Source organism: Sutcliffiella horikoshii (assembly GCF_044809035.1).
In the GTDB taxonomy this organism is placed as follows: Bacteria; Bacillota; Bacilli; order Bacillales; family Bacillaceae_I; genus Sutcliffiella_A; species Sutcliffiella_A horikoshii_G.
Genome location: NZ_CP085237.1, coordinates 157,847 through 183,924, shown reverse-complemented (window position 1 = coordinate 183,924; position 26,078 = coordinate 157,847). Strand labels below are relative to the sequence as shown.

Sequence of the window (26,078 nt, the reverse complement as noted above, 5' to 3'; positions counted from 1 at the left end):
TAAATGAACTCACAACAGGAAAATCTAATTTCGCCTGCACAAGCTATCATTATTATTATTAACTATATTTTAGGTGTAGGGATACTTACTTTACCTAGAACACTTGCTGATGAAGTTGGAACTCCTGATATATGGATTACCATCCTAATTAGCAGCCTCTTTCCTTTGGCAGTAGGGTTCATTATTTTAATGCTTAATAATAGATATCCTAAAAAAACATTCTATCAATACAGTTCCAAAATTGTAGGAAGGATATTAAGTACCATAATTGGTCTATTTATGGTCTCTTACTTTATTACCTTAACAAGTTTTGAAGTCAGGATTTTAGCTGAGGTTACAGAAACATATTTACTGGAAGGTACCCCTATCCAAATCTTAATTATTATTTTTTTATGGCTTGCCCTTTATTTGAATGTAGATGGACTTAATTCAATCGCACGGATGTTTCAGATCATTTTTCCACTTACTGTTTTTATTTTTATATTATTGGCGTTCATGAGCTTAGGTTTATTTGAATTAAAAAATTTAAGACCCGTTCTTGGCGGAGGTATTGGTCCTATATTAAAAGGGATTAAAACGACCTCTTTGTCTTATATCGGCATTGAAATACTGATTATTCTCTCTGCCTTTCTAACTGATCCCAAGAAAGGAAAAAAGATAGTATTTGTAGGGGTATTAATGCCCACCATTTTCTATCTTGTTACTATTATGATAGTAATTGGAGCCTTATCGCTTGATGGAGTAGGCAATTTAACATGGCCTACGATAACGCTAATCCGCTCTTTTGAATTTCCGGGAATATTCTTTGAAAGATATGATTCCCTCTTTTTAACGATTTGGATATTACAAATTTTCGCGACAATTTCTATTACGTTATATGCAGCATCTTTGGGACTAGCTCAGCTATTTAATAAAAATATGAAAACCTTTATGTACATTCTCCTCCCTGTTGCTTTCTTTATTGCGATGTTACCCCAAAATTTGCAACAGGCTTTTTCGCTTGGTGATATGCTGGGAAATGCAGCAATTGTTTTATTCGGCATACTCCCTATTATGCTATTAGTTCTCTCTTTCTTAAGGAGGAAGCACAGTTGAAGCATATGTTTATTCTCTTGACTCTCGTAAAGCATACTGTTGATTTTTTAGGTAACCTAGCTGTTGATTGGAGCAATAGGCGAAGACTCCTGCAGGAGATAGCATTTCGGGGAGACCCCGCAGGCAAAGCGGAGAAGGGTCCCCAAACGCCCCGCGGAAAGCGAAGACTAGTGCGGAAAGCAACAGCGGAGTTTAACAGAGCGACTCTCTTAAAACTCTCTTTCCCACTGCTTATATTAATTCCACTACTTACCGGATGCTGGAGTTCCAGGGATATTGAAAATCTGGATCTCTTGATAGGGGTTGGAGTGGATACAGCTCAAGAAGAGGATATAACTTCTTCTTATGAGACTGATTCCCTCCTTACTGTGACTTATCAAATGGCAAAGATAAATGGCAAGCAAAGTCAAAATTCAAAAGCAGAAAAACCCTACACCAACGTGGAACAGACCGGCGCCTCCATTATTGAAACAGCACGAGAGGTTATACTGTTAAAGAAAAACACAGTGAACGGCCAACACCAAAGGTTAGTAATCATAAGCAGCGAGGTCGCAAAAAAGCAAAGTATTAGAGAAATTCTTGATTTTTTCATCCGTGAACCTGAAGCACGAATGAGTTTGCTTGTCATGATTACAGACGGACTGGCAAAAGATATATTAGATTATATGGAAACAGACGATATCCCATCTATGCATATATATGATATATCTGAACATCTCGATAAATCGAACAAACTACTTGAGCGGAAACCCCTAGCGAAAATAAACGCTTTGATGGAAGCACAGTCCAGTTTTTTGCTGCAAAATATCGTACATACGGATGGTGAACTTAAACTGTCCGGTGCCGCTGTAATAAAAGGAAGTACATTAAAGTTAATCGGTTTCTTAGAGGAAGAAGAATTAAAGGGAATAAACTGGATTACTGCCCCCACAAATGGCGCTATTGTAAAAGTTACCGAAGAAGACAGTGATAAACCAATAATTTACGAACAAGAAATATTAACAAGTAAGATTATTCCCAAATTAAAGGACGGCAATCTTTCTTTTCAAGTAAAAGTTACCTCAAAAGGTCTAATCATTGAGGTAGCAAGCCATGAAGAAGACTTGACTAAGGAAAAAACAAGAAAGAAATTAGAAGAGCAAATAGTAGAAGAAGTAAAAAAAGAGATTCAGACCAGCTTGGACAGAATTCAAAAGGATTTTCAAGTGGATGTCATTGGCTTCCATGACTACGTAAGAATTAAGTATCCAAAGTTTTGGAAAGAGCACAAAAGCGACTGGGATTCTATTTTTAGTCAGGCTCCTATTGATTATGAAGTAGAGGTCACCATTACTGACTTTGGCTTGGGGATACAGAACTAAGAGATATAAAAAGCACCTTACTTTTTACAGTAAAGGTGCTTTTCACGTTTAACTTAAAAATAGTAATTTTTGCAACTCTACAGAATTATTCCACTGTAACACTCTTTGCCAAGTTACGTGGCTTATCTACGTCACAATCTCTGTGAAGTGCTGCATAGTAAGAGATCAACTGCAACGGAATGACAGAAACTAGTGGAGAAAGCAGTTCGTTTACTTGTGGTACAACGAAGCTGTCTTCTTCTGTTTCTAGGCCTTTCATGGAAATGATACAAGGGTTCGCACCACGTGCTACTACCTCTTTCACGTTACCGCGGATGGATAAGTCCACTTGTTCTTGTGTGGAGATGGCGATAACTGGTGTACCATTTTCAATCAGGGCGATTGTTCCGTGCTTCAGTTCTCCTCCAGCAAATCCTTCTGCTTGGATGTAGGAGATTTCTTTTAGTTTCAATGCACCTTCAAGACCAACATAGTAGTCCATTGTGCGGCCGATGAAGAAGCAGTTTCTTGTTGTAGACAAGAATTTGCGTGCGATGTCTTCTAGCTCTTCTTTTGCATTACAAAGAACTTCCATTGCGTTTGCAACGATTCCTAGGTCTTGCACAAGGTCGAACTCAAGGTTGTGGCCTTTCGCTTCTGCAAGTACTGCAGCGAAAATAGACAGAACGCCAAGTTGTGCCGTGTATGCTTTTGTAGAAGCTACTGCGATCTCAGGACCTGCGTGAAGTAGCAATGTGAAATCTGCCTCACGGGATAATGTAGATCCTTGTACGTTTGTAATAGTTAGTGCCGGGTAGCCAAGCTCTTTCACTTGTACAAGTACTGCACGGCTGTCCGCTGTTTCTCCACTCTGAGAGATGAAGATGAATAGCGGCTTTTCAGAAAGAATCGGCATGTTGTAGTTGAACTCACTTGCTACGTGTACTTCTACAGGTACCTTCGCAAGCTTTTCAATCATTTGCGCTCCAACAAGACCTGCATGGTAGCTTGTTCCTGCTGCCACGATGTAGATGCGGTCAGATTGGTTAACAGCGTTGATGATGTCAGCGTCAATCGTCAACTCGCCGCTTTCATTTTGATATTTTTGGATGAGCTTACGGATTACTAATGGCTGCTCATCGATTTCTTTTAACATGTAATGTGGGTATGTGCCTTTTTCGATATCACTTGCATCCAGTTCAGCAGTGTATGGCGCGCGCTCGATGATTTCACCGTTCAGCTTTTTGATTGTTACCGCTTCTTTCTTTACGATAACCATCTCTTTGTCCATCAGCTCCACGAATTGATCCGTCACTTGGATCATCGCCATAGCGTCACTTGCCACCACGTTGAAGTGACCTTTGCCTACTCCAACTAATAGCGGGCTCTTGTTTTTTCCTACATAGATTGTTTCTGGATCTTCGTTGTCCAATAAAGCAATCGCGTAAGAACCTTTTAGGATGGAAAGAGTGCGACGCATTGCTTCTTCCACATGCTGTCCTTCGTTTGCAAATTTCTCGATGATTTGTACAACTACTTCTGTATCTGTTTCACTTACTAGTTCTACTCCTTGTAAGTGTTCGCGTTTTAATTGTGCATAGTTTTCGATAACTCCGTTGTGTACAAGTGTAAAGCGACCAGACGTGCTTTGGTGTGGATGCGCGTTTACTTTGCTTGGTACACCGTGAGTTGCCCAGCGAGTGTGACCGATTCCAGTTGATGCTGAAACGTCATTGTCCACTACTTCGCGAAGGTCTGCAATACGGCCTTTTTCCTTGAATACATGTACGCCGCTCTCGTTCATTACCGCAATACCAGCAGAGTCATAACCACGGTATTCAAGCTTTTCTAGACCTTTTAAAAGAATTTCCTTTGTATCCTGTGTTCCGATATATCCTACGATCCCGCACATTATTAATTTCCTCCCTAGAATTGCAGGGACAAGAAAGCACACCGTAGTAAGGGGCGTTCTTGCCCCCACATTACCTATAAAATAATTTTGTAATCATAGTAACAGTCTTTGTACATAAAGTTGCCTTTATGCTTTAAACTGTTCCTGAATCGGTTGTGATTGGCAACCGGGAGGCATCCGCCGATAGATCGATAAACCTCCTCCTCGTCAACTAAGCATTGTTTCGTCCGTTGCTTAGTTCAGGCGCTTTGTGTAGCTAGTTTTTAGTTGTCTGACTTTAATGCTCCTTTCCGTTCTTGAATAGCAACAAATAATATCTTACCTTCCATACCCCAATTCGTCAACAATTATGTGGATTATTTCCATTTAATGCAAAGAAGGGGTCATTTTGACTCATACTACTGGTGTGTCATGGGTAGTAATTCCCCCGTTGACCGTAATTTTCACACCATATAAAAAAGATATGCATCCACCGCTCCATAAGTGCGGTATATGCATATCTTTCTCGTTCACTCCAACGTTTATTCCGTACCCATTTCCGCGCGCACAACAGCTGCGATACGTTCTACGTACTCATCGCATTGCTCTTGCGTTGGTGCTTCGGCCATAACACGTACAAGTGGCTCTGTACCGGAAGGACGCACAAGGATGCGGCCGTTGCCATTCATCTCTGCTTCTACTTCTGCAATGATAGCTGCTACCTTTGCATTCTCTGTTACACGGTGCTTGTCCGTCACTCTTATGTTCACCAGAAGTTGAGGAAACTTTGTCATTTCGCCGGCAAGTTCGGATAGGCTCTTTTTCGTCATTTTCATGATGTTTACAAGCTGGAGGCCTGTCAGCATACCGTCACCAGTTGTGTTGTAATCAAGGAAGATGATGTGTCCGGACTGCTCTCCTCCAAGAAGGTAGTTGCCGTTTTTCATCTCTTCTACTACATAACGGTCACCAACTGCTGTTTGCTTTGTTTCTACATTGCTAGCTTCTAGTGCTTTGTAGAAACCAAGGTTACTCATTACAGTGGATACAACCGTGTTATGACGCAGGCGCCCATTTTCGCTTAAGTATTTTGCACAGATGAACATGATTTGGTCACCGTCGACGATTTGTCCTTTTTCATCAACTGCGATGATGCGGTCTCCGTCGCCATCAAATGCAAGACCGATATCCGCGCCTTTTTCAAGCACTAGTTGTGCAAGTGTTTCTGGGTGAGTGGAACCGACACCGTCATTGATGTTCAATCCATTTGGAGAGGATCCCATCGTAGTGATGTCTGCCTCTAGGTCTGCAAAAAGATGTGTCGCATGAGAAGATGTTGCACCATGTGCACAATCTAAAGCGATATGAATGCCAGAAAAATCCTCGTCCACTGTTTGTTTCAAGAACTGAAGGTATTTCTGTCCGCCTTCGAAATAGTCGTTTACTTGACCCAGGTCAGCACCGACTGGACGAGGAAGGCTATCTGTTTCTTCATCCATTAACGCTTCGATTTCCGCTTCTTGCTCGTCAGAAAGTTTGAAACCGTCCGGCCCGAAAAACTTGATTCCATTGTCTGCAACCGGATTATGAGAAGCGGAGATCATCACACCCGCTTGGGCTCCCAATGCTTTTGTCAGGTAAGCCACGCCAGGAGTGGAGATCACACCTAAACGCATGACTTCTGCACCGATGGAAAGTAACCCTGCCACTAGCGCCCCTTCAAGCATATGTCCAGAAATACGCGTATCACGGCCAATCAGCACTTTCGGACGAGTTTGGTCCTTTGTTAATACATAACCTCCCAGACGTCCTACTTTAAATGCCAATTCAGGTGTTAATTCCGAGTTCGCTACACCGCGCACTCCATCCGTACCAAAATATTTACCCATTTCGTAAATCTCTCCTTTTACTACTCATTAGTTTCTTCTATTAATCTGAACTTTACATTTCTCTTTGGCAGATCCCATGAAACATTTTGCGGACCGTTTATTTCAAGAGGCACTTCATGCTCTCCCGGATTTAAATCCGTTACATTGATATACATCTCCATATCGGTGCTGTTGACGCCTTCAAGGGTGCTCGGTGCACCTAGAACGGTAAGATCCATTAACCCTGTTTCCGGGTCAATGAATTCCAATTCCAGCCCTTCTGACAGACCGATTAGTTGTATAGGGACGTTTGTAAATGTCTTTTGTTCTTCTTTTTCCACTTCCACATTGATTTTCACCTTATCCGGCACGACACGTTTCACGCCTTCCGGTAGAGGGACATTCACTTCAATGGTTGTGCTCTCTGTAATCTCTGTTAAATCCAACTCTATACTGTCAATGAATTCCAACTTGTCAATGGCGCTTTTTGGTCCATAGACGGTCACTTCATTCGGCACTGCTTCCACTTTGGTAATACTCAAGTTCTCTTTTAATGAACCTTTACGATTTATTTTCAGCGGAACTGATTTATATGGACTCGTAATCGGAACATTCACATCCACCACAGGAGGATCTATCTCTACATTCAATGTGTTTCCTTCCCTGTCATAGACGGTCACACGAGACTGCTGCTCGATAGATTCGTTAACTCCTTTGAGGTCCACCCGTGCTTTTACCAATGCGATGCTCTCAATCAATTCACGCGAACCTGTAACTTTGACGATATTAGGCTTCACAATTGGTTGCTCGGCCTGATAGCCCTCTTCCATTTGCCCTCTGTTAATAAAATCAACGTCCACAGGGAAATCCTCTGAAATTCTTTCGTGGATGGTAACGGAAGCCACTGCCGGTTCAATGGCCACTTTCAATCTGTCAGAAAGATTTCGAGACTCTAACTTCACTTGATGTGTCCCGATCCCCAATCCTGAAAGATCTGCGATTATTTCAAAGTCCTTTTGCAACGCTGTAGGTTTGACAGATGCTGTAGGACCTTCAAGTGTAACCGTAACGCTTTGTGGCACACCAGAAACAACTAAATTCTCCCGGTCATAGAACGCTTCAACTGGAACATCAGTCACAGTTTGCACATCCGTAGATCCGGAAAAAGGGGACGGGGACGGGGCAGTCTGCTGGGTAGAACTGTTCTCGATGCTGACCGACATGTATAACATAAAAGCCAACAGCAACGCGATCATTTTCATCACCCAACGGTTATTGATAAACTTATCCATCCTTTTGCCCCCTCCACTGCCAGCGGTTCGAACTAGTGGCCTTCACGGTTGTATCCAATTCCTTTTTCAACAACTCGCTGAATAAATCAGGTTCTAAATCACGGTGCAATTCACCGTTCTTCGTAACAGATATGTTACCCGTCTCCTCGGACACGACAATGGTGATACTATCTGTTACTTCACTGATCCCAAGGGCTGCTCTATGCCTTGTACCAAGCTCCTTGGAAATGAAAGGACTCTCAGATAAGGGGAGGTAACAAGCTGCTGCAGACACTTGGCTCTTTTGCAAAATAACCGCTCCATCATGAAGTGGTGTATTGGGTATAAAAATATTAATCAGGAGCTCGGATGAAACTTTTGCATGCAACGGAATACCCGTTTCTATGTAATCTCCCATTCCGGTCTCTCTTTCAATCGAAATCAACGCTCCAATACGGCGTTTGGCCATGTATTGAACGGATTTAACGACTGCTTCAATCATTTTGGCATGTTCTTCTTCATCATCTACACCGCTTCTTGAAAACAATTTCCCTCTTCCCAATTGCTCCAAGGCGCGACGAAGCTCTGGCTGAAAGATAATGATAATCGCCAGGAATCCCCATGTCAAAGCTTGGTCCATCAGCCATTGTAAGGTGCTGAATCCTAAAAAGTTACTAAGAATCCTTACCACTACAATCACTGTTATTCCTTTTAATAACTGGACCGCCTTTGTCCCACGGATGACCATGATAAGCTTATAGATAACAAACCAAACGAGTAAAATATCTATGATATTTGCAAGATAACTTAAATATGGCATATCTCCAAAAGGTATTTCAAAAGGCATCCTCACACATCCTTTAACAGTACAAGATTTATGTATCAAGTACGAAAACCGTAACCATGTTATTATAGCATATTTTTAATAATCAGGTAGAAATGGCCTTTTAATTCATGTTTTGCAATATTATTATAATCTCCTTGAAATATAAAAAGATGCTTGAATTGTTTCAAGCATCTCATTTGGATATAACTTATAACAGTTGATCTCCGTTTCAGGCGCTTCGCTTTCCTGCGGGCGGTCCGGAAGCCTCCTCGGGCATATGCCCTGTGGGGTCTTCCCTGTCCCTTCCTCCCGCGGGAGTCTTCGCGCCTTACACTGCGATCACCTAGATTATTGCTCAATCGTTAAATACGTCAACCGCTTTTTTGAAGCCGTCTTTCATGTTGTACCAGATCCATTCAAATGCCTGATCGATTTCTTCTATTTCCCCTGTTACTTGGCCTGCAGAAGCAAGGTAGTTTTCTCTGTCGATGACTTCACCATTTATGACCGTCACATTTCCTCTAACTTCACCATCAACACGGATATTCCCGTTCTTCACGACAACATCCCCTTCCACAACCTTACCTTCTGGGACAATAACGGTATTATCCTCGACTACAAGATTCGGCTGGTTGGTAAAAGCAAACTTTTCTTCCTGCCAGCCACCAAATAAACTTCCGCTCATTAAAATAAAGAAAATAGCGGCGGCTACAAGCATCGGGTGGGAACGCAGCCAGCGGTTCCAACCGATTGTCTTCTTTTCTTTCGGTAAACTATTCATCACTCTTTGCGTGAAATCATTTGGTGCAGATATATGAGAGGTGCTTTGCACAAGGGCAATCGCCTTCTCCAGCTCATGAAACTGCTGGTAGCATTCTTTGCAGTCGTGGAGATGTGCTTTAAGCTCTTTTTCTCGTTCTTTTTCTAGATCACCATCTAAATACTCATGCATATACTGGACGATATGTTCCGGGCATTTATTCATTGTTTATAACACCTCCAGAATTAAACATGGCGTAATTGCTGTCTTAGCGCTTCTCGCCCTCTATGGATTCTAGTCTTAACTGTTCCGACCGGAATTTCTAGGATTTCACTGATTTCAATTAATGATAACTCGTCAATGTATTTTAATACAATAACCGAACGGTATTTGTCCGGAAGCTTTAAAATCTGGCGCTGGATTTCTCCTTGCAGCTCCATCGTTTCCACTTCCTCCTCAGGCAGCGCAATATCTGCGGCAACTTGGGAATACATTGTTAGTCCTTCTGTACCTGCTACTTCTGCATCTAAATAATAATCTGGCTTCTTTTTGCGTATGCGGTCAATCGTCAGATTTGTTGCAATCCGATATAACCAAGTTGAAAACTTCCGATTAACATCAAAGCTGTTTATGTTAATGTATGCACGTATAAATGCCTCTTGTGCAATGTCCTCTGCTTCATGCGAATTGCCAATCATTCGGTAGACCAATTGATAGATCTTGTCTTTAAACAATTCCACAATTTCCGCAAATGCATCCTGATCGCCTTTTTTTATTTGTTTTATTCTTTTTCTGATTAGTTCTTCCATTCCGTTCCCCCGTTGTCTGGCGGTCGACTAGTAATACGTGCCTTCGCCCTAAAAGGTTTCATTTTTCTCTATAAAATATATTCTAACAAATATTTACTGAAATTGGTTTGAAAAAGGATAAAAGAGGGTAAAAACTACTAATTAGTTTTTTTGAAGCCTACATGAATAAGGGGTGTTGTTGAGTGGCCGTCCATGCTACCGTCCATTTACAAGAAGCAATTGAGAGAAAAAGAGAAGAAATGATTCGACTTTCCTCATCTAACCATCTTCAATCTAAGGAAGTAATTGATGCGAGCACCTCGCTTGATTCATTGATTAATCAGTACCTATACTTACAAATAAAAAGAAAACCAGCAACTTCTTAAGTATTAGTTGCTGGTGTTTTTTTTGTAAATAAAAATTTATTAGCTGTTGATTGGAGCAAAAGGCGCAGACTCAAGCGGGGGATAACGGTAGATTGAGTCCCCTGAAGCGTTCTGAGGAGCCTCAAACACCGTCCCGCGGAAAGCGAAGCCATTTGCGGAAATCAACAGCGGTGTTTAAAGTATCCTTTATTTTAAAGAAGTTTTTCACCAAATAAAGATCCCATCAACGCTACAGCTACCGTAGCTGTTTTGTTGCGCTCGTCCAGAATAGGGTTAACTTCCACAAATTCAGCAGAAGTCAGGATATTTGCTTCCTCTAACATTTCCATTGCCAAATGGCTTTCCCGATAAGAGATTCCACCAAGTACCGGTGTCCCCACGCCTGGTGCATCGTGTGGATCAAGTCCATCAAGATCTAGCGATAAATGAACACCATCTGTGTCTCGCTCCTTTAGGTAAGCAATGGCTTCCTCCATCACTGCAGCCATTCCCAAGCGGTCAATTTCATGCATGGTGAATACTTTAATTCCTTTTTCCTTGATTAAAATTTTCTCGCCTTCATCCAATGACCTTGCACCAATAATCACAATATTTTCCGGCTTAATTTTAGCATGATCTCCGCCAATTGACGTCAAAGTAGAATCACCAAGGCCTAGGCTTACTGCAAGCGGCATGCCATGAATATTACCTGACGGAGATGTTTCACCCGTATTCAGGTCCCCATGCGCGTCATACCAAATGACCCCCATGTTGGAGTAATGTTTTGCAAGGCCAGCAATCGTTCCAATCGCAATACTATGATCGCCGCCAAATACAAGAGGGAATCTGCCATTCGAAAGTACCTCATCCACTTTAGAAGCTAGATTTTCACTCGCCTCCGCAACCGCTTTCAAATTTTTGAGATTACTTTCACTTGTTGAGGTTCTTTCCCTACTCCCGATTTCAATATCGCCTAAATCTTCTATCGTGTTTGTTAAGTTTTCTAATCTCTCCACTACCCCTGCATATCTTATCGCACTAGGACCCATATCCACTCCTCGACGTGTCTGGCCCAAGTCCATTGGTACTCCAATAATGCTAATATCCTTCTTCATGAATCGTGTCCCCCTTTATGTAATCTGCTTCTATTGTATAGGGAAACTATCGGATGACTCAACTCGACATAATTTTGAATATATATGCAGTTTGGAATTGTCGGATTTTTAGTGAAGGACAAGGTTGGCTTTCAGAGTAGGTGATCCAGTCTGAAGCTGAGGGGCCATAATATTAAGGACTTGACTGGCCATCTTTGCGTTTCGCCCGTATTTTTTAAAAATCGCCCGTAAAGTTGAATTATCGCCTGATTATTCAAATTATCGCCCGTAAATAATAATTATCGCCCGATTCACTCACGGAGCCCTCTTAGCCTTACGTTTCGAGAGATAATTTCTAAGCAGGCAGTTACCGTTAACTTTTCCGGAACTCTAAGCCAGAAAACATACAAAAAAGCCATAAACCAATGGTCTATGACTTAAACTTTATTAGAAAGTGGAGCCTAGCGGGATCGAACCGCTGACCTCCTGCGTGCAAAGCAGGCGCTCTCCCAGCTGAGCTAAGGCCCCTTATGAAATTATAATAAAGCTTTGTAAAAAAAGATGTGCCATGAAGGACTCGAACCTTCGACCCTCTGATTAAAAGTCAGATGCTCTACCGACTGAGCTAATGGCACGTTGGCTGGGCTAGCTGGATTCGAACCAACGCATGTCGCAGTCAAAGTGCGATGCCTTACCGCTTGGCTATAGCCCATTGATTATGCTCCTAAAATGCATAGGAAACTTATGTATTTCTTTGTACTTTGTACCCTATCCTCGTCGATAACTAACTTCACTTATTATCTCTGAAATCGGGAAGTTTATACATTTCTTCAAACAAAAACTCCGGAATTTTCATTTCGAAGTTAAAATGGTGGAGGGGGGCAGATTCGAACTGCCGAACCCAAAGGAGCGGATTTACAGTCCGCCGCGTTTAGCCACTTCGCTACCCCTCCAAGGGATATGGTGGAGGATGACGGGATCGAACCGCCGACCCTCTGCTTGTAAGGCAGATGCTCTCCCAGCTGAGCTAATCCTCCAATGTATTGGGATGTAAAAAGAAAGTTATTTTCACTATCGTGAAAAAACTTTGGTGACCCGTACGGGATTCGAACCCGTGTTACCGCCGTGAAAGGGCGGTGTCTTAACCGCTTGACCAACGGGCCAATTTTTCTTATTGTATAAGCTTCCAACCGGGCTCGAACCGGTGACCTCTTCCTTACCATGGAAGTGCTCTACCTAACTGAGCTATGGAAGCATGGCTCCACCAGTAGGATTCGAACCTACGACCCTTCGGTTAACAGCCGAATGCTCTACCGCTGAGCTATGGTGGAACAATACTAGCCTGGCAACGTCCTACTCTCACAGGGGGAGATCCCCCAACTACCATCGGCGCTGAAGAGCTTAACTTCCGTGTTCGGGATGGGAACGGGTGTGACCTCTTCGCCATCATTACCAGACAAATTTTATTATACAAAATTGAGAAAGAAAATCAAGAAGTTTTTACAAATTTCTTGTTCCTTCAAAACTAGATAATGTGTTCATATCAAGACATTCATATCGTTCACTTATTTCGATACTTATTTGGGTTAAGTCCTCGATCGATTAGTATTCGTCAGCTGCACGTGTCGCCACGCTTCCACCTCGAACCTATCTACCTGATCATCTTTCAGGGATCTTACTTGCCGAAGCAAAAGGAAATCTCATCTTGAGGGGGGCTTCATGCTTAGATGCTTTCAGCACTTATCCCGTCCGCACGTAGCTACCCAGCTATGCCTTTGGCAAGACAACTGGTACACCAGCGGTGCGTCCATCCCGGTCCTCTCGTACTAAGGACAGCTCCTCTCAAATTTCCTGCGCCCACGACGGATAGGGACCGAACTGTCTCACGACGTTCTGAACCCAGCTCGCGTACCGCTTTAATGGGCGAACAGCCCAACCCTTGGGACCGACTACAGCCCCAGGATGCGATGAGCCGACATCGAGGTGCCAAACCTCCCCGTCGATGTGGACTCTTGGGGGAGATAAGCCTGTTATCCCCGGGGTAGCTTTTATCCGTTGAGCGATGGCCCTTCCATGCGGAACCACCGGATCACTAAGCCCGACTTTCGTCCCTGCTCGACTTGTAGGTCTCGCAGTCAAGCTCCCTTGTGCCTTTACACTCTGCGAATGATTTCCAACCATTCTGAGGGAACCTTTGGGCGCCTCCGTTACTCTTTAGGAGGCGACCGCCCCAGTCAAACTGCCCACCTGACACTGTCTCCCAGCCCGATAAGGGCTGCGGGTTAGAATTTCAATACAGCCAGGGTAGTATCCCACCGACGCCTCCACCGAAGCTAGCGCTCCGGCTTCTCAGGCTCCTACCTATCCTGTACAAGCTGTACCAAAATTCAATATCAGGCTACAGTAAAGCTCCACGGGGTCTTTCCGTCCTGTCGCGGGTAACCTGCATCTTCACAGGTACTATAATTTCACCGAGTCTCTGGTTGAGACAGTGCCCAGATCGTTACGCCTTTCGTGCGGGTCGGAACTTACCCGACAAGGAATTTCGCTACCTTAGGACCGTTATAGTTACGGCCGCCGTTTACTGGGGCTTCGGTTCAAAGCTTCGCTTGCGCTAACCTCTCCCCTTAACCTTCCAGCACCGGGCAGGCGTCAGCCCCTATACTTCGCCTTACGGCTTCGCAGAGACCTGTGTTTTTGCTAAACAGTCGCCTGGGCCTATTCACTGCGGCTCTCTCGGGCTTTAACACCCTAACAGAGCACCCCTTCTCCCGAAGTTACGGGGTCATTTTGCCGAGTTCCTTAACCAGAGTTCTCTCGCTCACCTTAGGATTCTCTCCTCGCCTACCTGTGTCGGTTTGCGGTACGGGCACCATACTCCTCGCTAGAGGCTTTTCTTGGCAGTGTGAAATCAGGAACTTCGGTACTATATTTCCCTCGCTATCACAGCTCAGCCTTAATAAGAAGCGGATTTGCCTACTTCTCAGCCTTGCTGCTTAGACGCGCATATCCAACAGCGCGCTTACCCTATCCTTCTGCGTCCCCCCATTGCTCAAACGGAGTGGAGGTGGTACAGGAATATCAACCTGTTATCCATCGCCTACGCCTTTCGGCCTCGGCTTAGGTCCCGACTAACCCTGAGCGGACGAGCCTTCCTCAGGAAACCTTAGGCATTCGGTGGAAGGGATTCTCACCCTTCTTTCGCTACTCATACCGGCATTCTCACTTCTAAGCGCTCCACCAGTCCTTACGGTCTAGCTTCAACGCCCTTAGAACGCTCTCCTACCACTGTTCGTAAGAACAGTCCGCAGCTTCGGTGATACGTTTAGCCCCGGTACATTTTCGGCGCAGAGTCACTCGACCAGTGAGCTATTACGCACTCTTTAAATGGTGGCTGCTTCTAAGCCAACATCCTGGTTGTCTAAGCAACTCCACATCCTTTTCCACTTAACGTATACTTGGGGACCTTAGCTGGCGGTCTGGGCTGTTTCCCTCTTGACTACGGATCTTATCACTCGCAGTCTGACTCCCATGGATAAGTCTTTGGCATTCGGAGTTTGACTGAATTCGGTAATCCGATGAGGACCCCTAGTCCAATCAGTGCTCTACCTCCAAGACTCTAACACATGAGGCTAGCCCTAAAGCTATTTCGGAGAGAACCAGCTATCTCCAGGTTCGATTGGCATTTCACCCCTACCCACACCTCATCCGCTCACTTTTCAACGTGAGTCGGTTCGGGCCTCCATTCAGTGTTACCTGAACTTCACCCTGGACATGGGTAGATCACCTGGTTTCGGGTCTACGACCACGTACTCATTCGCCCTATTCAGACTCGCTTTCGCTACGGCTCCGTCTCATCGACTTAACCTTGCACGTAATCGTAACTCGCCGGTTCATTCTACAAAAGGCACGCTATCACCCATTAACGGGCTCTAACTACTTGTAGGCACACGGTTTCAGGATCTATTTCACTCCCCTTCCGGGGTGCTTTTCACCTTTCCCTCACGGTACTGGTTCACTATCGGTCACTAGGGAGTATTTAGCCTTGGGAGATGGTCCTCCCTGCTTCCGACGGGATTTCTCGTGTCCCGCCGTACTCAGGATCCACTCAGGAGGGAACGAAGTTTCAACTACAGGGTTTTTACCTTCTATGACGGACCTTTCCAGGTCGCTTCATTTACCCCGTTCCTTTGTAACTCCATGTTGAGTGTCCTACAACCCCAAGAGGCAAGCCTCTTGGTTTGGGCTAATTCCGTTTCGCTCGCCGCTACTCAGGAAATCGCATTTGCTTTCTCTTCCTCCGGGTACTAAGATGTTTCAGTTCCCCGGGTCTGCCTTCCATACCCTATGTATTCAGATAAGGATACTGTTCCATTACGAACAGTGGGTTTCCCCATTCGGAAATCTCCGGATCAAAGCTTACTTACAGCTCCCCGAAGCATATCGGTGTTAGTCCCGTCCTTCATCGGCTCCTAGTGCCAAGGCATCCACCGTGCGCCCTTAATAACTTAACCGTTGACCAATATGGTCATGTGTCGATATCAGCGATGATATCTATAAAGAAAATTACTAAGATGAACGATATTCTGTGAATATCTTGATATTAGTTACATTATCTAGTTTTCAAGGAACAACAAGGATAAATCGGATGATTTATCTAAATATGAGAGAATGCTCTCTCAAAACTAAACAAAACAACAAGCGTACATTCCTTAGAAAGGAGGTGATCCAGCCGCACCTTCCGATACGGCTACCTTGTTACGACTTCACCCCAATCATCTGTCCCACCTTAGGCGGCTGGCTCCAAAAGGTTACCCCACCGACTTCGGGTGTTACAAACTCTCGTGGTGTGACGGGCGGTGTGTACAAGGCCCGGGAACGTATTCACCGCGGCATGCTGATCCGCGATTACTAGCGATTCCGGCTTCATGCAGGCGAGTTGCAGCCTGCAATCCGAACTGAGAACGGTTTTATGGGATTGGCTCGACCTCGCGGTTTTGCTGCCCTTTGTACCGTCCATTGTAGCACGTGTGTAGCCCAGGTCATAAGGGGCATGATGATTTGACGTCATCCCCACCTTCCTCCGGTTTGTCACCGGCAGTCACCTTAGAGTGCCCAACTGAATGCTGGCAACTAAGATCAAGGGTTGCGCTCGTTGCGGGACTTAACCCAACATCTCACGACACGAGCTGACGACAACCATGCACCACCTGTCACTCTGTCCCCCGAAGGGGAACGTCCTATCTCTAGGAGTGTCAGAGGATGTCAAGACCTGGTAAGGTTCTTCGCGTTGCTTCGAATTAAACCACATGCTCCACCGCTTGTGCGGGCCCCCGTCAATTCCTTTGAGTTTCAGTCTTGCGACCGTACTCCCCAGGCGGAGTGCTTAATGCGTTAGCTGCAGCACTAAAGGGCGGAAACCCTCTAACACTTAGCACTCATCGTTTACGGCGTGGACTACCAGGGTATCTAATCCTGTTTGCTCCCCACGCTTTCGCGCCTCAGTGTCAGTTACAGACCAGAAAGTCGCCTTCGCCACTGGTGTTCCTCCAAATCTCTACGCATTTCACCGCTACACTTGGAATTCCACTTTCCTCTTCTGCACTCAAGTCCCCCAGTTTCCAATGACCCTCCACGGTTGAGCCGTGGGCTTTCACATCAGACTTAAAGGACCACCTGCGCGCGCTTTACGCCCAATAATTCCGGACAACGCTTGCCACCTACGTATTACCGCGGCTGCTGGCACGTAGTTAGCCGTGGCTTTCTGGTTAGGTACCGTCAAGGTGCGAGCAGTTACTCTCGCACTTGTTCTTCCCTAACAACAGAGCTTTACGACCCGAAGGCCTTCATCGCTCACGCGGCGTTGCTCCATCAGACTTTCGTCCATTGTGGAAGATTCCCTACTGCTGCCTCCCGTAGGAGTCTGGGCCGTGTCTCAGTCCCAGTGTGGCCGATCACCCTCTCAGGTCGGCTACGCATCGTCGCCTTGGTGAGCCGTTACCTCACCAACTAGCTAATGCGCCGCGGGCCCATCTGTAAGTGATAGCCGAAACCATCTTTCAACAAAGAACCAGGAGGTTCTTTATATTATCCGGTATTAGCTCCGGTTTCCCGAAGTTATCCCAGTCTTACAGGCAGGTTGCCCACGTGTTACTCACCCGTCCGCCGCTGACCTTTCAAAAGCAAGCTTTTAAAAGGTCCGCTCGACTTGCATGTATTAGGCACGCCGCCAGCGTTCGTCCTGAGCCAGGATCAAACTCTCCAATAAAGAGTCTGAGCATTTGCTCAAAATTTGCTAGCTTGTGTTACTTAAATCATTTTGTCGTGTTCCGTAGAACCGACGTTATGACGCTGTTGTTTTGTTTAGTTTTCAAAGATCATTTTCATCAACTTGCCGCTCAGAAGCGACTTTATTAATGTAACATATTGAGCTAGTTAATGTCAACATGTTTTTTTAATTTCGTCTTGCAAGCGTTTATGTATCTCGCAGCGACGAATAATAATATACCACGGTCTCGCTTTTATCGTCAACTGTTTTTATGATGTTTTTTAAATTTGTTTTTCAGACGAGCTTTTTGCTTTACGGAAATGGTTATTTTGCACTTAAAAAGCCGCAATGTCTGCGGCTGATTGGCGGTGTTTTATAAAGATTCCCTTTCTCTAAAGACGGCTTTTGATCGGATATATTTCATACACTCTGTTGGCGGAGCGATACGGGTGAACATTTTGTAGAGAATTTGATAGCGTTCTTCCATGGCATGCTTAACCACTCTATCAATGCGATGATCATCAAAATCGTGTAAGAGTTCTTCTAGTTCTCTTTTTAGCAGATATTCCATTTCCTTCACTTCTTTATTGTTTAATAGCATCCCTAACATTTCTTCACCTCTAAAAAATACTTTATAGTGTATTTTTTCCACCAAACTAGTTTTTATGAAACATTTTCCTAATTTTTTTTGCATAAGATTTGTCCTAGTGAATATTTATGAGAGTAGATACTGTGGACAAGGGGGCTAAGCATGAATAATTTCTATGTTATTAACGGAAGAAAGCTTAAGCAATTATCCATCATCATTTTGGCGGCATTCTTCACAGCAGGGATTTTATATATAGAGAACTTTTCTAATCAGCCGGTGTTTTCCACCAAAGATGGACCGCGGGCAATCTATAAGGGGGAAGGCAGTACCAAAGAGGTTGCATTGTCCTTTGATATTAGCTGGGGGGATGAAAAGGCGCTTCCTATTCTGGATTTGTTAAAACAAAACGGGGTAACCGGGGTGACGTTCTTCTTATCGGCTTCATGGGCGGAGAGACATCCGGATATCGTGAAACGGATTATGGAAGATGGACATGAAATCGGCAGCATGGGATATGCATATGAAAATTATCGCGATTTGGAAGACCTGAAAGTGAAGAGGGACATCTTAAAATCTTTAGATGTATTTGAGAAGCTGGAGGTAAAGAAGGTCCATTTACTTCGCCCGCCTAAAGGTGCTTTTGATAAACGAGTGCTTGAGATCGCCAACTCCCTTGGTTTTACGGTGGTGCATTGGAGCGTCGATTCTCATGACCTAATCAATCCAGGCAAAGAAATTATCGTGGATAATGTAACGAAGAATCTGAGCAATGGGGATATCGTTCTTCTGCACGCATCTGATTCTGCCAAACAAACCGAAGACGCCTTGCCGGAAATTATCCAGTTTATCAAAAATAAAGGATACGAAATAAGCAGTGTCACCGAATTAATTAACAACACCAAAGCGAAAAGCAAGGAAGTACAATAAAAAACGGCGCCTCTCCAGATTAGATCGGAGAAGCGCCGTTTTTTATTTTTTGGCAGAAGCTTTATTCAGCCTGTGCAACATTAATACTTGATAGGAGTTACATGCCAACAAAGGAAACAGCATAAATAACAGCCATCCCGGTTCATTTTCCCTAAGTGCAGGAAACCATTCTATAGTTGTTACCACAACCATAAAGAACAACGCTGGAATAAATGCGTGCTTATTGGTCTGGGAACTTTTCACATAGGCTACAAGCAGCCCGTACACTAATAGAAATATCGGAAAGCCAAAATAAGGAAGTAAGGAATCTCCTTCATTTGCAAAAGATATATAACGGAAATACACAAGATCAAACAAAACGAAGATGATTAGCACCACTTGCACGGCACTCCATAGGGATTTGAAAATACCCAATCCAAAACGGTGAATCGTTAAGTAAGCGAAGAAACCCATTTGGCTTATGATGCTGAATATCAAGCCCACTCCGATATACCATGCAATGATGGATAGAAATTGAAGGTATTCTCCATTTGCAAATTGTGCTGTATGTTGATCCCAACGGACTATGAAGGCAACAATAACCGTAGTTACCGCTCCAACTAGTAGCGTGGAAAGAAATAATCGAACCCAATTACGACTGTTCACTTTCTTTTCCTCCATTTAACACAAATTAAAGACACTAGTTCCCATTTTACCAATGTAACCAGTAAAAATCCATCATCCCTTCTATGCAAATTTGTATATTTGATTAACTTTGTCACATATTAAATGTATGAAATATATGTTGGAAGGAGTTTTCTCGATGAAAAGCTACCTTTTGGCGCCTCTCCTTCTTTCCCTCCTTCTTACGGGTTGTGCAGAGAGTGAAAAAGGCGGACAAATGGATTATGATGAAACCAAAAAAATGGTTGTAGATATATTAAAGACAGACGATGGAAAAAAAGCGATTGAAGAAATCATGGCTGATGATAAGATGAAAGCTAATTTTGTCTTGGATCAGGAAGTGGTAACAAAATCGATTGAACAGACATTGGACAGTGAAAAAGGCGCGGAATTTTGGAAAAAGGCGTTTGAAGATCCTAAATTTGCTGAGACCTTTGCAAAGAGCATGCAAAAAGAACACGAAAAACTTATTAAGGATCTAATGAAGGATCCTGAGTACCAGGCTATGATGGTTCAGATCCTCCAAGATCCTGAAATGGAAAAGCAAATGATTACCGTGATGAGCGGACAGGAATATAAAAAGCATCTACAACAAGTGATCACCGAGACTTTCGAAAGTCCATTATTTAAAGCCAAGTTACAAGACCTTTTGTTAAAAGCCGCTTCTGAAATGCAAGGCGGTCAACAGCAGGGTCAAGGCGGTGGAGAGCAAGGCGGAGAAAGTGGCGGCTCGGAGGGTGGACAGGAATCCGGTGGCGGTTCAGAAGGTGGATAAAAAACAAGCAGACCCAATTCTATAACGGGTCTGCTTGTTTTGATTTACGTTAATTCCACCACTTTTGATGCGATGCTTAAATATATTTTTCCAAGATCATGGTCTTCTTGGTAAATGGATGGCGCAAAGTCGTCATCATTCCAGTCAGGCTGTTGTAATGGTAGTTGTCCAAGCAGTGGTGCCTGCAACTCTTCTGCAAGCTTGTCTCCCCCGCCTTTTCCAAATACATATTCCTTTTCACCTGTCTTCTTGCTCTCAAAGTAGGCCATGTTTTCAATGACACCGATTACTTCATGGTCTGTTTTGATTGCCATTGCTCCCGCTCTAGCTGCAACGAATGCCGCTGTCGGGTGCGGGGTCGTTACGATTAGCTCTTTACAGGATGGCAGCATCGAGTGTACATCAAGCGCCACATCCCCTGTACCTGGAGGCAAATCAAGCAGCAAGTAGTCCAGGTCTCCCCACTCTACTTCATTAAAGAAACTGTTTAACATTTTTCCAAGCATCGGTCCTCTCCAGATTACCGGAGAATTATCCTCTACGAAAAAGCCCATAGAAATTACTTGTACACCAAAACGCTCGACCGGAATGATTTTTTCTCCGCGCACGACCGGACGTTTCGTGATTCCCATCATATCAGGCACGCTAAAGCCATAAATGTCTGCATCAATCAAACCGACTTTTTTCCCAAGACGCGCTAGGGAAACAGCCAAGTTGACGGATACGGTTGATTTTCCAACGCCGCCTTTACCAGAAGCAATGGCAAGGAAGGTTGTTTTGTTGCTTGATAGAAGGGTTTCTTCCTCTTTAGGAGCCTCGACACCAAAACGTGCAACCACTTCTTGTGGCAGTTCCATGAAACGCAGGCCTACCGTTGCTGCTCCCGCTTCTTTTAAAAGATTAACGATGGTACTTTGCAATTGCATTTGCTCTGCTGTACCAGTCTTGGCAAGCGCCACTTTCACACTGACATGATTCTTCTCTTCTTTAATGGAGATTTCTTGAATCGCGTTTGTTTCTTCAAATGTTCTATGTAAAAACGGATCATGTAGATCTTTTAGTAACTGCACAACTTTAACTTCTGTTAGCAATGTGACCCCACCCTTATGTGATAATAGTCTATTTTCAGAATTGAATTCGTTTACAATTTCAGTATAACATATACACCGCATTAATTTATCGTTATGTGCCTATAAAAAAATCCCCCTTTTTCTTACTGAGGGGGATCTGGAAGTTCTTGTTCATTTGTATAATGACGCATCACTCCATTATAGATGGAAGCAGCTAAAGATTTCTGATATTCTTCTGTATTCAGCAAGGCTCGTTCCGAAGGGTTGGACAAAAAACCTACCTCCACTAAAGCCCCTGGTATTTCAGCGTTTTTCAAGATAAAAAGAGTATTCATCGATTTTGCATACCGGTCTGTATTTTCAAGGTTGATCCTGAACTCTTCTTGGATGAACTTTGCCAAGCGTTCATTGTCTTTATGTTTCGTCCCATGATAGAACGTCTGCGCCCCTCTCCATCTTGGTGACGGGATGGCGTTTAAGTGAATGCTGAGAAAAAGGTCTCCGTCGGATTCATTGATCATTTTAATCCGCTTCCTCAAGTCCTCTACCTTTCGGCGGCTATAGCCTTTTGTCGCAGGATCTGCAAGGTCCACGTCCGTTTCCCTTGTCATCAGCACCAATGCCCCTTGCTCCTGGAGGTAATCCTTCACATAACGGGACACTTCAAGGGCTACGTCTTTTTCTAAAACATCCCCGCCCACAGCCCCTCCATCAGGTCCACCGTGACCTGGGTCGAGGATGATAATTTTGCCGCTCAACGGTAGACTCCACTGTTCCCACGTATCTTTTGAAAATAACTGATATTGAAAAACGGCGGTCACCGTTAAGATTACCGTAAGAAAAGCCCAAAATTTCCACCTTTGCATATGTATCCCTCCCGCATGTCCACTCTTTACACTATATGGGACAAGAGGGAAGTTTATGATAATTAGTGCAACCTCATGCGGTACCTTTTTTCACCTTTATGGAAACCTTCACGCCACCAATAATCAACGAAAGCATCACACGTCATATAAAAAGATTCATGAACCATATCATTGTCACCAATGGAACCCCAGTACAAAAAATAATCGTATAAGGTATCAATCAAATATTTCTCTTCTACATGGCAGCGCGTCTTGACTTGCTCCGCGTTTTCACCATAATACCCAAACTTGCTATATGAAGCACCAAGAAGATACGCTTCAATGGCTACATCAAGGCAGCCCTCTTCTATGGCAGTTACCTGCTTTTTGTTTTTTAAGTATGGCGAGAAAAAATCCTTCACCTTTGTCCGTAATACCTCGAGTGATATTTCACGCAGCATTTTTCGCTCATATTTCATTTGTTTTTCTCTGCGCTTTTCCTTGAAGGTTGTTACTACAGTCATCTCTTTCACACCCTTTCCCGATTAGTTTCCTAATGGGCGAAGGCTTTCATGCGTACAAAGAATGAGTACGTTTTTCCAAAGTTGGAATTGAAAAAACCTGCACAACAAGGCGCAGGCAATTGAACTATTCGATTTGATGAAGCGCATCTTCACGGGCTTGTTCTATCTTCGAATACGCTTCCTCCATAATTTTCTCCAGTTCACTCAAAAACTCCTCCTGCTTACCTTCCTCCTCTATTTCGATGGATTGAATAAGTTGCTCGGTATAGTTTTGGAGCTCTTGCTTGCTCTTTTCTGCCTCTATAGACGTAAAATGGGAAAGTTCCTTATTTGCATGCTCTAATGATTCGGCAATTTCTTTTTTTAAAATGGCCATCTGAGCTTCCTTTTCTATCATGATCTCCTCTTCCAAGGATTGAATGGATTCCTGTTGCTTCCCTTCAAACCAGCCTGTCAGCAACGATTGGATAGTAGAACTGGCAAATGCCGTTTTCAGTTCTGCTGTAAAAAGAAGTGCCAAGACCATCATCACCACAATGAACAGTCTTTGTTGGCGTTTGTTAGTCATTAATGCTTTCCATTACTTCATCGAGGCTTGCTTTTGCTTCTTCTTCCAACTCTAGAGCCTTTGATGTGATGATATTTTGTTGTTCTCTTACTAAACCATTGATGATAGTTGTCAATGCTTCACGCAAGTCGTTCAACTTGAATGTGATCTGCCGCTCCAGATTATGTCTGCTTACCTGCTCTTCCATGGCAAGTTGTGCGGATAGTTCCGCTTTGGCCTGTGCAATGGCCCCTTCCAACTCTGTAACCGCGGAATCTTTTGCGGAGGTCAACTCTTGCGTCATTTCATTTACTGCAGCTTGTCCTGTTTCACTGGTATAATTCCTAAAGTTTTGCTGAACAGTACCCATAGCTGCATCACCCTGGTTTTGGATCGCAAAAAACCCTTCTAAAAAGATATGCTGGTACACCTGATAGTTCATATTATCAAGCAGAGCCAATTTTTCTGCATCTAAGGAAGCAAGGTGCCCCTCTTTTACAGTCATAATTTCCGTGCCGACCCTTGTTAGCTCGGTTGCCATTGTTTCATTGATCTTCAAACCCGCCCCTGCTTTAAGCTGCTCCGTGTTTGCCGCCCAGCTTTCGAATGCAGCAGTTGCATTCGCCTCATTATCCGCCAAAATGGATTGTTGCGTTTGACCAAAAAGCCCGTTGTACCACTGTCTCAACGGTGATCCTTCACTTGCACTTGCAAACGTCATGCCAACACCAGAAACCAATCCTACCGCTAATGTACCTGCTACTAATTTCTTTTTCCACGTCATCCTATATCTCTCCTCTTAAGGTTTATTATTTTCATCCAATAATTCTGCGAGATATTGCTCAAGTTCCTGCGTCAGTTCATCATCTAACTTTGCTTGGCGTTCCTCGTAATAGCTGTCCAGTGTATTTTGTTTCAATTGATGTTTTGCCTGGGTGAGTTCTTGTATGTATTGGGCTTGGTGGTCTTGGATATTTCTCTTAGTTGAGGTTGTGGTGGACTTGAAAAATTCGTTTATTTCTAAGGAGTAATGGGAGTTGTCTATTTCTTGGAGTTGTTCTGAGAAGATGCTGTTGGAGTTTTCATGATGTAGATACCCATTAAGATTATCTGCCATCCAGTCTTTGAGGTTAATCCAGCTAGTTGCTTGAACGTGAGTGCCGGCGAAGAAAAAACAGGCCAGAATCAGAATTGGAACCGTTAACTTATGTCTTATGACAAGTTACCTCCTTTTTTCTTTATTAAGAACTAATGATATAGCATGTTCTAAAATATATTAAGTTGCATAATGCCTATTTTATTCATTATATAGAACAGACGTTATTGGTTGTTATTACCTAATTTTTACTTAATTTCCAGGTTTGTGTGTGAGAATCTGCTTAGGTAGTATGGGGGGGTCGAAGTTTGTGGTGAGGCTTGGTATTTTCTTGTGGTCGTTAGTTTTCCAGACCGCTCCAACGGAACTCCCGCTCTATAAACCTATCCGACAAATTATCCAACCTTATGAAGACTTCTCTTGCACACAGTACGACGCTGACACGTCTTCATCAGTCGTATGAAGACCTCTCTCGCACCATTTACCACGCTGACACGTCTTCATCGGTCGCATGAAGATCTCCAAAACACCAAAAAACCCCCAACCACAAAGGGCCGGGGGTTTTCCATATTGGAATCCGAAGATTAACGTTTTGAGAACTGAGGTGCACGACGAGCGCCCTTAAGTCCGTATTTTTTACGCTCTTTCATACGCGCGTCACGAGTTAAGAACCCTGCACGCTTTAAAGTAGCACGGAACTCAGGATCAGCTTGCAATAATGCACGAGCGATTCCGTGACGGATCGCACCAGCTTGACCAGTATATCCTCCACCGTCAACGTTTACTAATACATCGTAGTTACCTTCTGTTTCAGTAACTGCCAATGGTTGTTTAACAACGTTACGTAGAGCTTCGAATGGGATGTAGTTTTCGATATCACGATCGTTGATCACGATTTGTCCGTTACCAGGAACTAGACGTACACGTGCAACGGAGCTTTTACGACGACCTGTGCCGTAGTATTGTACTTGTGCCAAAGTTATACCCTCCTTATTAATTAACCGCGAAGTTCGTAAACTTCAGGTTGTTGTGCTTGGTGTGGATGCTCGCTTCCAGCATACACGTTCAATTTTTTAGCTTGTTGGCGGCCAAGACTTCCTTTTGGAAGCATGCCTTTGATTGCTAGTTCTAACATCTTTGTAGGATAGTTAGTACGCATTTCCAAAGCCGTTCTTTGTTTTAATCCACCTGGGTGCATTGTGTGACGGTAGTAGATCTTACCGTTCAATTTGTTACCAGTTAAGTGGATTTTTTCTGCATTGATAATGATTACATGATCTCCAGTGTCTACGTTTGGAGTAAAAGTTGGTTTATGTTTACCACGTAAAATGGATGCAACTTCACTTGCAAGACGACCCAAAGTTTGACCTTCAGCGTCAACCATGTACCATTTACGATTAATTTCGCTAGCTTTCGCCATAAACGTTGTACGCATTAAATTTCCCTCCTAAAAAAAATAAAGCTTTTATTTTTCAT

General features: G+C 43.8%; 22 protein-coding genes, 8 tRNA genes and 3 rRNA genes. 5 read left to right on the top strand and 28 right to left on the bottom strand.

Annotated features, from left to right (window positions below; translation table 11 throughout):
- Positions 1–3: 3 nt before the first annotated feature.
- The gene (locus LG307_RS01050) at positions 4–1,095 is read left to right on the top strand and encodes a GerAB/ArcD/ProY family transporter (protein ID WP_404447022.1); all 1,092 of its coding nucleotides are present in this window, start codon (positions 4–6) and stop codon (positions 1,093–1,095) included.
- Between the two features lie 5 nt (positions 1,096–1,100).
- A complete protein-coding gene (locus tag LG307_RS01045; RefSeq protein WP_404450345.1) occupies positions 1,101–2,456 on the top strand; it encodes a Ger(x)C family spore germination protein in 1,356 nt (451 codons plus the stop codon).
- An 85-nt stretch (positions 2,457–2,541) separates the two neighbouring features.
- On the opposite strand, the gene glmS is transcribed toward LG307_RS01045, so the two are convergent.
- The 6 genes from glmS to sigW all read right to left on the bottom strand — a co-directional run bounded on the left by glmS (position 2,542) and on the right by sigW (position 9,860).
- Positions 2,542–4,347, bottom strand: a complete 1,806-nt coding sequence (gene glmS, locus LG307_RS01040) for a glutamine--fructose-6-phosphate transaminase (isomerizing) (RefSeq protein ID WP_404447019.1) — start codon at positions 4,345–4,347, stop codon at positions 2,542–2,544.
- 521 nt (positions 4,348–4,868) lie between these two features.
- Positions 4,869–6,215 carry a phosphoglucosamine mutase gene (glmM, locus tag LG307_RS01035; RefSeq protein ID WP_404447016.1) on the bottom strand — a complete coding sequence of 449 codons (1,347 nt, stop codon included), beginning with the start codon at positions 6,213–6,215 and terminating at the stop codon, positions 4,869–4,871.
- A gap of 20 nt (positions 6,216–6,235) precedes the next feature.
- On the bottom strand, positions 6,236–7,486 hold the full coding sequence (locus LG307_RS01030; protein ID WP_404447013.1) for a YbbR-like domain-containing protein: 1,251 nt from the start codon (positions 7,484–7,486) through the stop codon (positions 6,236–6,238).
- The gene (gene cdaA / locus LG307_RS01025; protein WP_404450344.1) at positions 7,479–8,300 is read right to left on the bottom strand and encodes a diadenylate cyclase CdaA; all 822 of its coding nucleotides are present in this window, start codon (positions 8,298–8,300) and stop codon (positions 7,479–7,481) included. The genes LG307_RS01030 and cdaA overlap by 8 nt, the downstream gene beginning before the upstream one ends.
- 346 nt (positions 8,301–8,646) lie before the next feature.
- Complete coding sequence (locus tag LG307_RS01020; RefSeq protein ID WP_404447011.1) at positions 8,647–9,276, bottom strand: zf-HC2 domain-containing protein; 630 nt, start codon at positions 9,274–9,276, stop codon at positions 8,647–8,649.
- 20 nt (positions 9,277–9,296) lie between these two features.
- A complete protein-coding gene (gene sigW / locus LG307_RS01015; RefSeq protein WP_060666092.1) occupies positions 9,297–9,860 on the bottom strand; it encodes an RNA polymerase sigma factor SigW in 564 nt (187 codons plus the stop codon).
- A 182-nt stretch (positions 9,861–10,042) separates the two neighbouring features.
- Between sigW and LG307_RS01010 the strand changes: the two genes are divergently transcribed.
- Entirely contained in the window at positions 10,043–10,225 is a 183-nt protein-coding gene (locus tag LG307_RS01010) for an aspartyl-phosphate phosphatase Spo0E family protein (protein WP_010194972.1), read from the top strand.
- Between the two features lie 191 nt (positions 10,226–10,416).
- On the opposite strand, the gene rocF is transcribed toward LG307_RS01010, so the two are convergent.
- The 13 genes from rocF to LG307_RS00945 form a co-directional block, all read right to left on the bottom strand.
- Positions 10,417–11,319 carry an arginase gene (gene rocF, locus LG307_RS01005; RefSeq protein WP_404447009.1) on the bottom strand — a complete coding sequence of 301 codons (903 nt, stop codon included), beginning with the start codon at positions 11,317–11,319 and terminating at the stop codon, positions 10,417–10,419.
- Between the two features lie 434 nt (positions 11,320–11,753).
- A tRNA-Ala gene (locus tag LG307_RS01000) sits at positions 11,754–11,826 on the bottom strand.
- 34 nt (positions 11,827–11,860) lie between these two features.
- Positions 11,861–11,933 (bottom strand) — tRNA-Lys (locus tag LG307_RS00995).
- 2 nt (positions 11,934–11,935) lie between these two features.
- Positions 11,936–12,010 (bottom strand) — tRNA-Gln (locus LG307_RS00990).
- A 157-nt stretch (positions 12,011–12,167) separates the two neighbouring features.
- Positions 12,168–12,251, bottom strand: a tRNA-Tyr gene (locus tag LG307_RS00985).
- 8 nt (positions 12,252–12,259) lie between these two features.
- A tRNA-Val gene (locus LG307_RS00980) sits at positions 12,260–12,335 on the bottom strand.
- 51 nt (positions 12,336–12,386) lie between these two features.
- A tRNA-Glu gene (locus tag LG307_RS00975) sits at positions 12,387–12,461 on the bottom strand.
- Between the two features lie 18 nt (positions 12,462–12,479).
- Positions 12,480–12,553 (bottom strand) — tRNA-Thr (locus LG307_RS00970).
- A 1-nt stretch (position 12,554) separates the two neighbouring features.
- Positions 12,555–12,629: transfer RNA gene (locus tag LG307_RS00965), tRNA-Asn, on the bottom strand.
- 9 nt (positions 12,630–12,638) lie between these two features.
- Positions 12,639–12,755, bottom strand: a 5S ribosomal RNA gene (gene rrf, locus LG307_RS00960).
- 125 nt (positions 12,756–12,880) lie between these two features.
- A 23S ribosomal RNA gene (locus LG307_RS00955) occupies positions 12,881–15,812 on the bottom strand.
- A 202-nt stretch (positions 15,813–16,014) separates the two neighbouring features.
- Positions 16,015–17,566, bottom strand: a 16S ribosomal RNA gene (locus LG307_RS00950).
- Together the 16S, 23S and 5S rRNA genes with 8 tRNA genes alongside form the textbook arrangement of a ribosomal RNA operon.
- Positions 17,567–17,939: 373 nt before the next feature.
- Positions 17,940–18,176, bottom strand: coding sequence for a hypothetical protein (locus LG307_RS00945; RefSeq protein ID WP_226683696.1), 237 nt, complete (start codon positions 18,174–18,176; stop codon positions 17,940–17,942).
- Positions 18,177–18,317: 141 nt separating this feature from the next.
- Between LG307_RS00945 and pdaB the strand changes: the two genes are divergently transcribed.
- Positions 18,318–19,082, top strand: coding sequence for a polysaccharide deacetylase family sporulation protein PdaB (gene pdaB, locus LG307_RS00940; RefSeq protein ID WP_404447006.1), 765 nt, complete (start codon positions 18,318–18,320; stop codon positions 19,080–19,082).
- 42 nt (positions 19,083–19,124) lie between these two features.
- Here the strand turns inward: pdaB and LG307_RS00935 are convergent, their stop codons facing one another.
- Entirely contained in the window at positions 19,125–19,727 is a 603-nt protein-coding gene (locus LG307_RS00935) for a KinB-signaling pathway activation protein (protein ID WP_404447003.1), read from the bottom strand.
- Between the two features lie 157 nt (positions 19,728–19,884).
- Between LG307_RS00935 and gerD the strand changes: the two genes are divergently transcribed.
- Entirely contained in the window at positions 19,885–20,520 is a 636-nt protein-coding gene (gene gerD, locus LG307_RS00930) for a spore germination lipoprotein GerD (protein WP_404447000.1), read from the top strand.
- A gap of 44 nt (positions 20,521–20,564) precedes the next feature.
- Here gerD and LG307_RS00925 read toward each other — a convergent pair whose 3' ends face one another.
- From LG307_RS00925 to rplM, 8 genes are all read right to left on the bottom strand, one after another.
- Positions 20,565–21,611 (bottom strand): P-loop NTPase, encoded by a 1,047-nt coding sequence (locus LG307_RS00925; protein WP_404446999.1) that lies wholly within the window; start codon positions 21,609–21,611, stop codon positions 20,565–20,567.
- 122 nt (positions 21,612–21,733) lie between these two features.
- Positions 21,734–22,456 carry an N-acetylmuramoyl-L-alanine amidase CwlD gene (gene cwlD / locus LG307_RS00920; protein WP_404446997.1) on the bottom strand — a complete coding sequence of 241 codons (723 nt, stop codon included), beginning with the start codon at positions 22,454–22,456 and terminating at the stop codon, positions 21,734–21,736.
- Between the two features lie 62 nt (positions 22,457–22,518).
- Positions 22,519–22,959 (bottom strand): YbaK family protein, encoded by a 441-nt coding sequence (locus LG307_RS00915; protein ID WP_010191559.1) that lies wholly within the window; start codon positions 22,957–22,959, stop codon positions 22,519–22,521.
- 124 nt (positions 22,960–23,083) lie between these two features.
- Positions 23,084–23,527: a hypothetical protein gene (locus LG307_RS00910; RefSeq protein WP_404446995.1), complete on the bottom strand. Its 444-nt coding sequence runs from the start codon at positions 23,525–23,527 to the stop codon at positions 23,084–23,086.
- Positions 23,520–24,290, bottom strand: a complete 771-nt coding sequence (locus tag LG307_RS00905) for a hypothetical protein (protein ID WP_404446992.1) — start codon at positions 24,288–24,290, stop codon at positions 23,520–23,522. Before LG307_RS00905 ends, LG307_RS00910 begins: the two co-directional genes overlap by 8 nt.
- Positions 24,291–24,305: 15 nt before the next feature.
- The gene (locus tag LG307_RS00900; protein ID WP_404446989.1) at positions 24,306–24,623 is read right to left on the bottom strand and encodes a hypothetical protein; all 318 of its coding nucleotides are present in this window, start codon (positions 24,621–24,623) and stop codon (positions 24,306–24,308) included.
- 563 nt (positions 24,624–25,186) lie between these two features.
- A complete protein-coding gene (gene rpsI / locus LG307_RS00895; RefSeq protein ID WP_010191551.1) occupies positions 25,187–25,579 on the bottom strand; it encodes a 30S ribosomal protein S9 in 393 nt (130 codons plus the stop codon).
- Positions 25,580–25,599: 20 nt separating this feature from the next.
- A complete protein-coding gene (gene rplM / locus LG307_RS00890) occupies positions 25,600–26,037 on the bottom strand; it encodes a 50S ribosomal protein L13 (RefSeq protein ID WP_404446986.1) in 438 nt (145 codons plus the stop codon).
- Positions 26,038–26,078: the final 41 nt, after the last annotated feature.

Excerpts from the sequence above, each read along its gene's own strand:
- rocF (WP_404447009.1), bottom strand. The coding sequence starts at position 11,319 with ATGAAGAAGGATATTAGCATTATTGGAGTACCAATGGACTTGGGCCAG.
- LG307_RS00905 (WP_404446992.1), bottom strand. The coding sequence starts at position 24,290 with ATGACGTGGAAAAAGAAATTAGTAGCAGGTACATTAGCGGTAGGATTG.
- glmM (WP_404447016.1), bottom strand. The coding sequence starts at position 6,215 with ATGGGTAAATATTTTGGTACGGATGGAGTGCGCGGTGTAGCGAACTCG.
- LG307_RS01045 (WP_404450345.1), top strand. The coding sequence starts at position 1,101 with ATGTTTATTCTCTTGACTCTCGTAAAGCATACTGTTGATTTTTTAGGT.
- cwlD (WP_404446997.1), bottom strand. The coding sequence starts at position 22,456 with ATGCAAAGGTGGAAATTTTGGGCTTTTCTTACGGTAATCTTAACGGTG.
- LG307_RS00945 (WP_226683696.1), bottom strand. The coding sequence starts at position 18,176 with ATGTTAGGGATGCTATTAAACAATAAAGAAGTGAAGGAAATGGAATAT.
- LG307_RS01050 (WP_404447022.1), top strand. The coding sequence starts at position 4 with ATGAACTCACAACAGGAAAATCTAATTTCGCCTGCACAAGCTATCATT.
- LG307_RS00915 (WP_010191559.1), bottom strand. The coding sequence starts at position 22,959 with ATGACTGTAGTAACAACCTTCAAGGAAAAGCGCAGAGAAAAACAAATG.
- LG307_RS01030 (WP_404447013.1), bottom strand. The coding sequence starts at position 7,486 with ATGGATAAGTTTATCAATAACCGTTGGGTGATGAAAATGATCGCGTTG.
- glmS (WP_404447019.1), bottom strand. The coding sequence starts at position 4,347 with ATGTGCGGGATCGTAGGATATATCGGAACACAGGATACAAAGGAAATT.
- LG307_RS00900 (WP_404446989.1), bottom strand. The coding sequence starts at position 24,623 with ATGGCAGATAATCTTAATGGGTATCTACATCATGAAAACTCCAACAGC.
- LG307_RS00910 (WP_404446995.1), bottom strand. The coding sequence starts at position 23,527 with ATGACTAACAAACGCCAACAAAGACTGTTCATTGTGGTGATGATGGTC.
- gerD (WP_404447000.1), top strand. The coding sequence starts at position 19,885 with ATGAAAAGCTACCTTTTGGCGCCTCTCCTTCTTTCCCTCCTTCTTACG.
- sigW (WP_060666092.1), bottom strand. The coding sequence starts at position 9,860 with ATGGAAGAACTAATCAGAAAAAGAATAAAACAAATAAAAAAAGGCGAT.
- LG307_RS01020 (WP_404447011.1), bottom strand. The coding sequence starts at position 9,276 with ATGAATAAATGCCCGGAACATATCGTCCAGTATATGCATGAGTATTTA.
- rplM (WP_404446986.1), bottom strand. The coding sequence starts at position 26,037 with ATGCGTACAACGTTTATGGCGAAAGCTAGCGAAATTAATCGTAAATGG.
- pdaB (WP_404447006.1), top strand. The coding sequence starts at position 18,318 with ATGAATAATTTCTATGTTATTAACGGAAGAAAGCTTAAGCAATTATCC.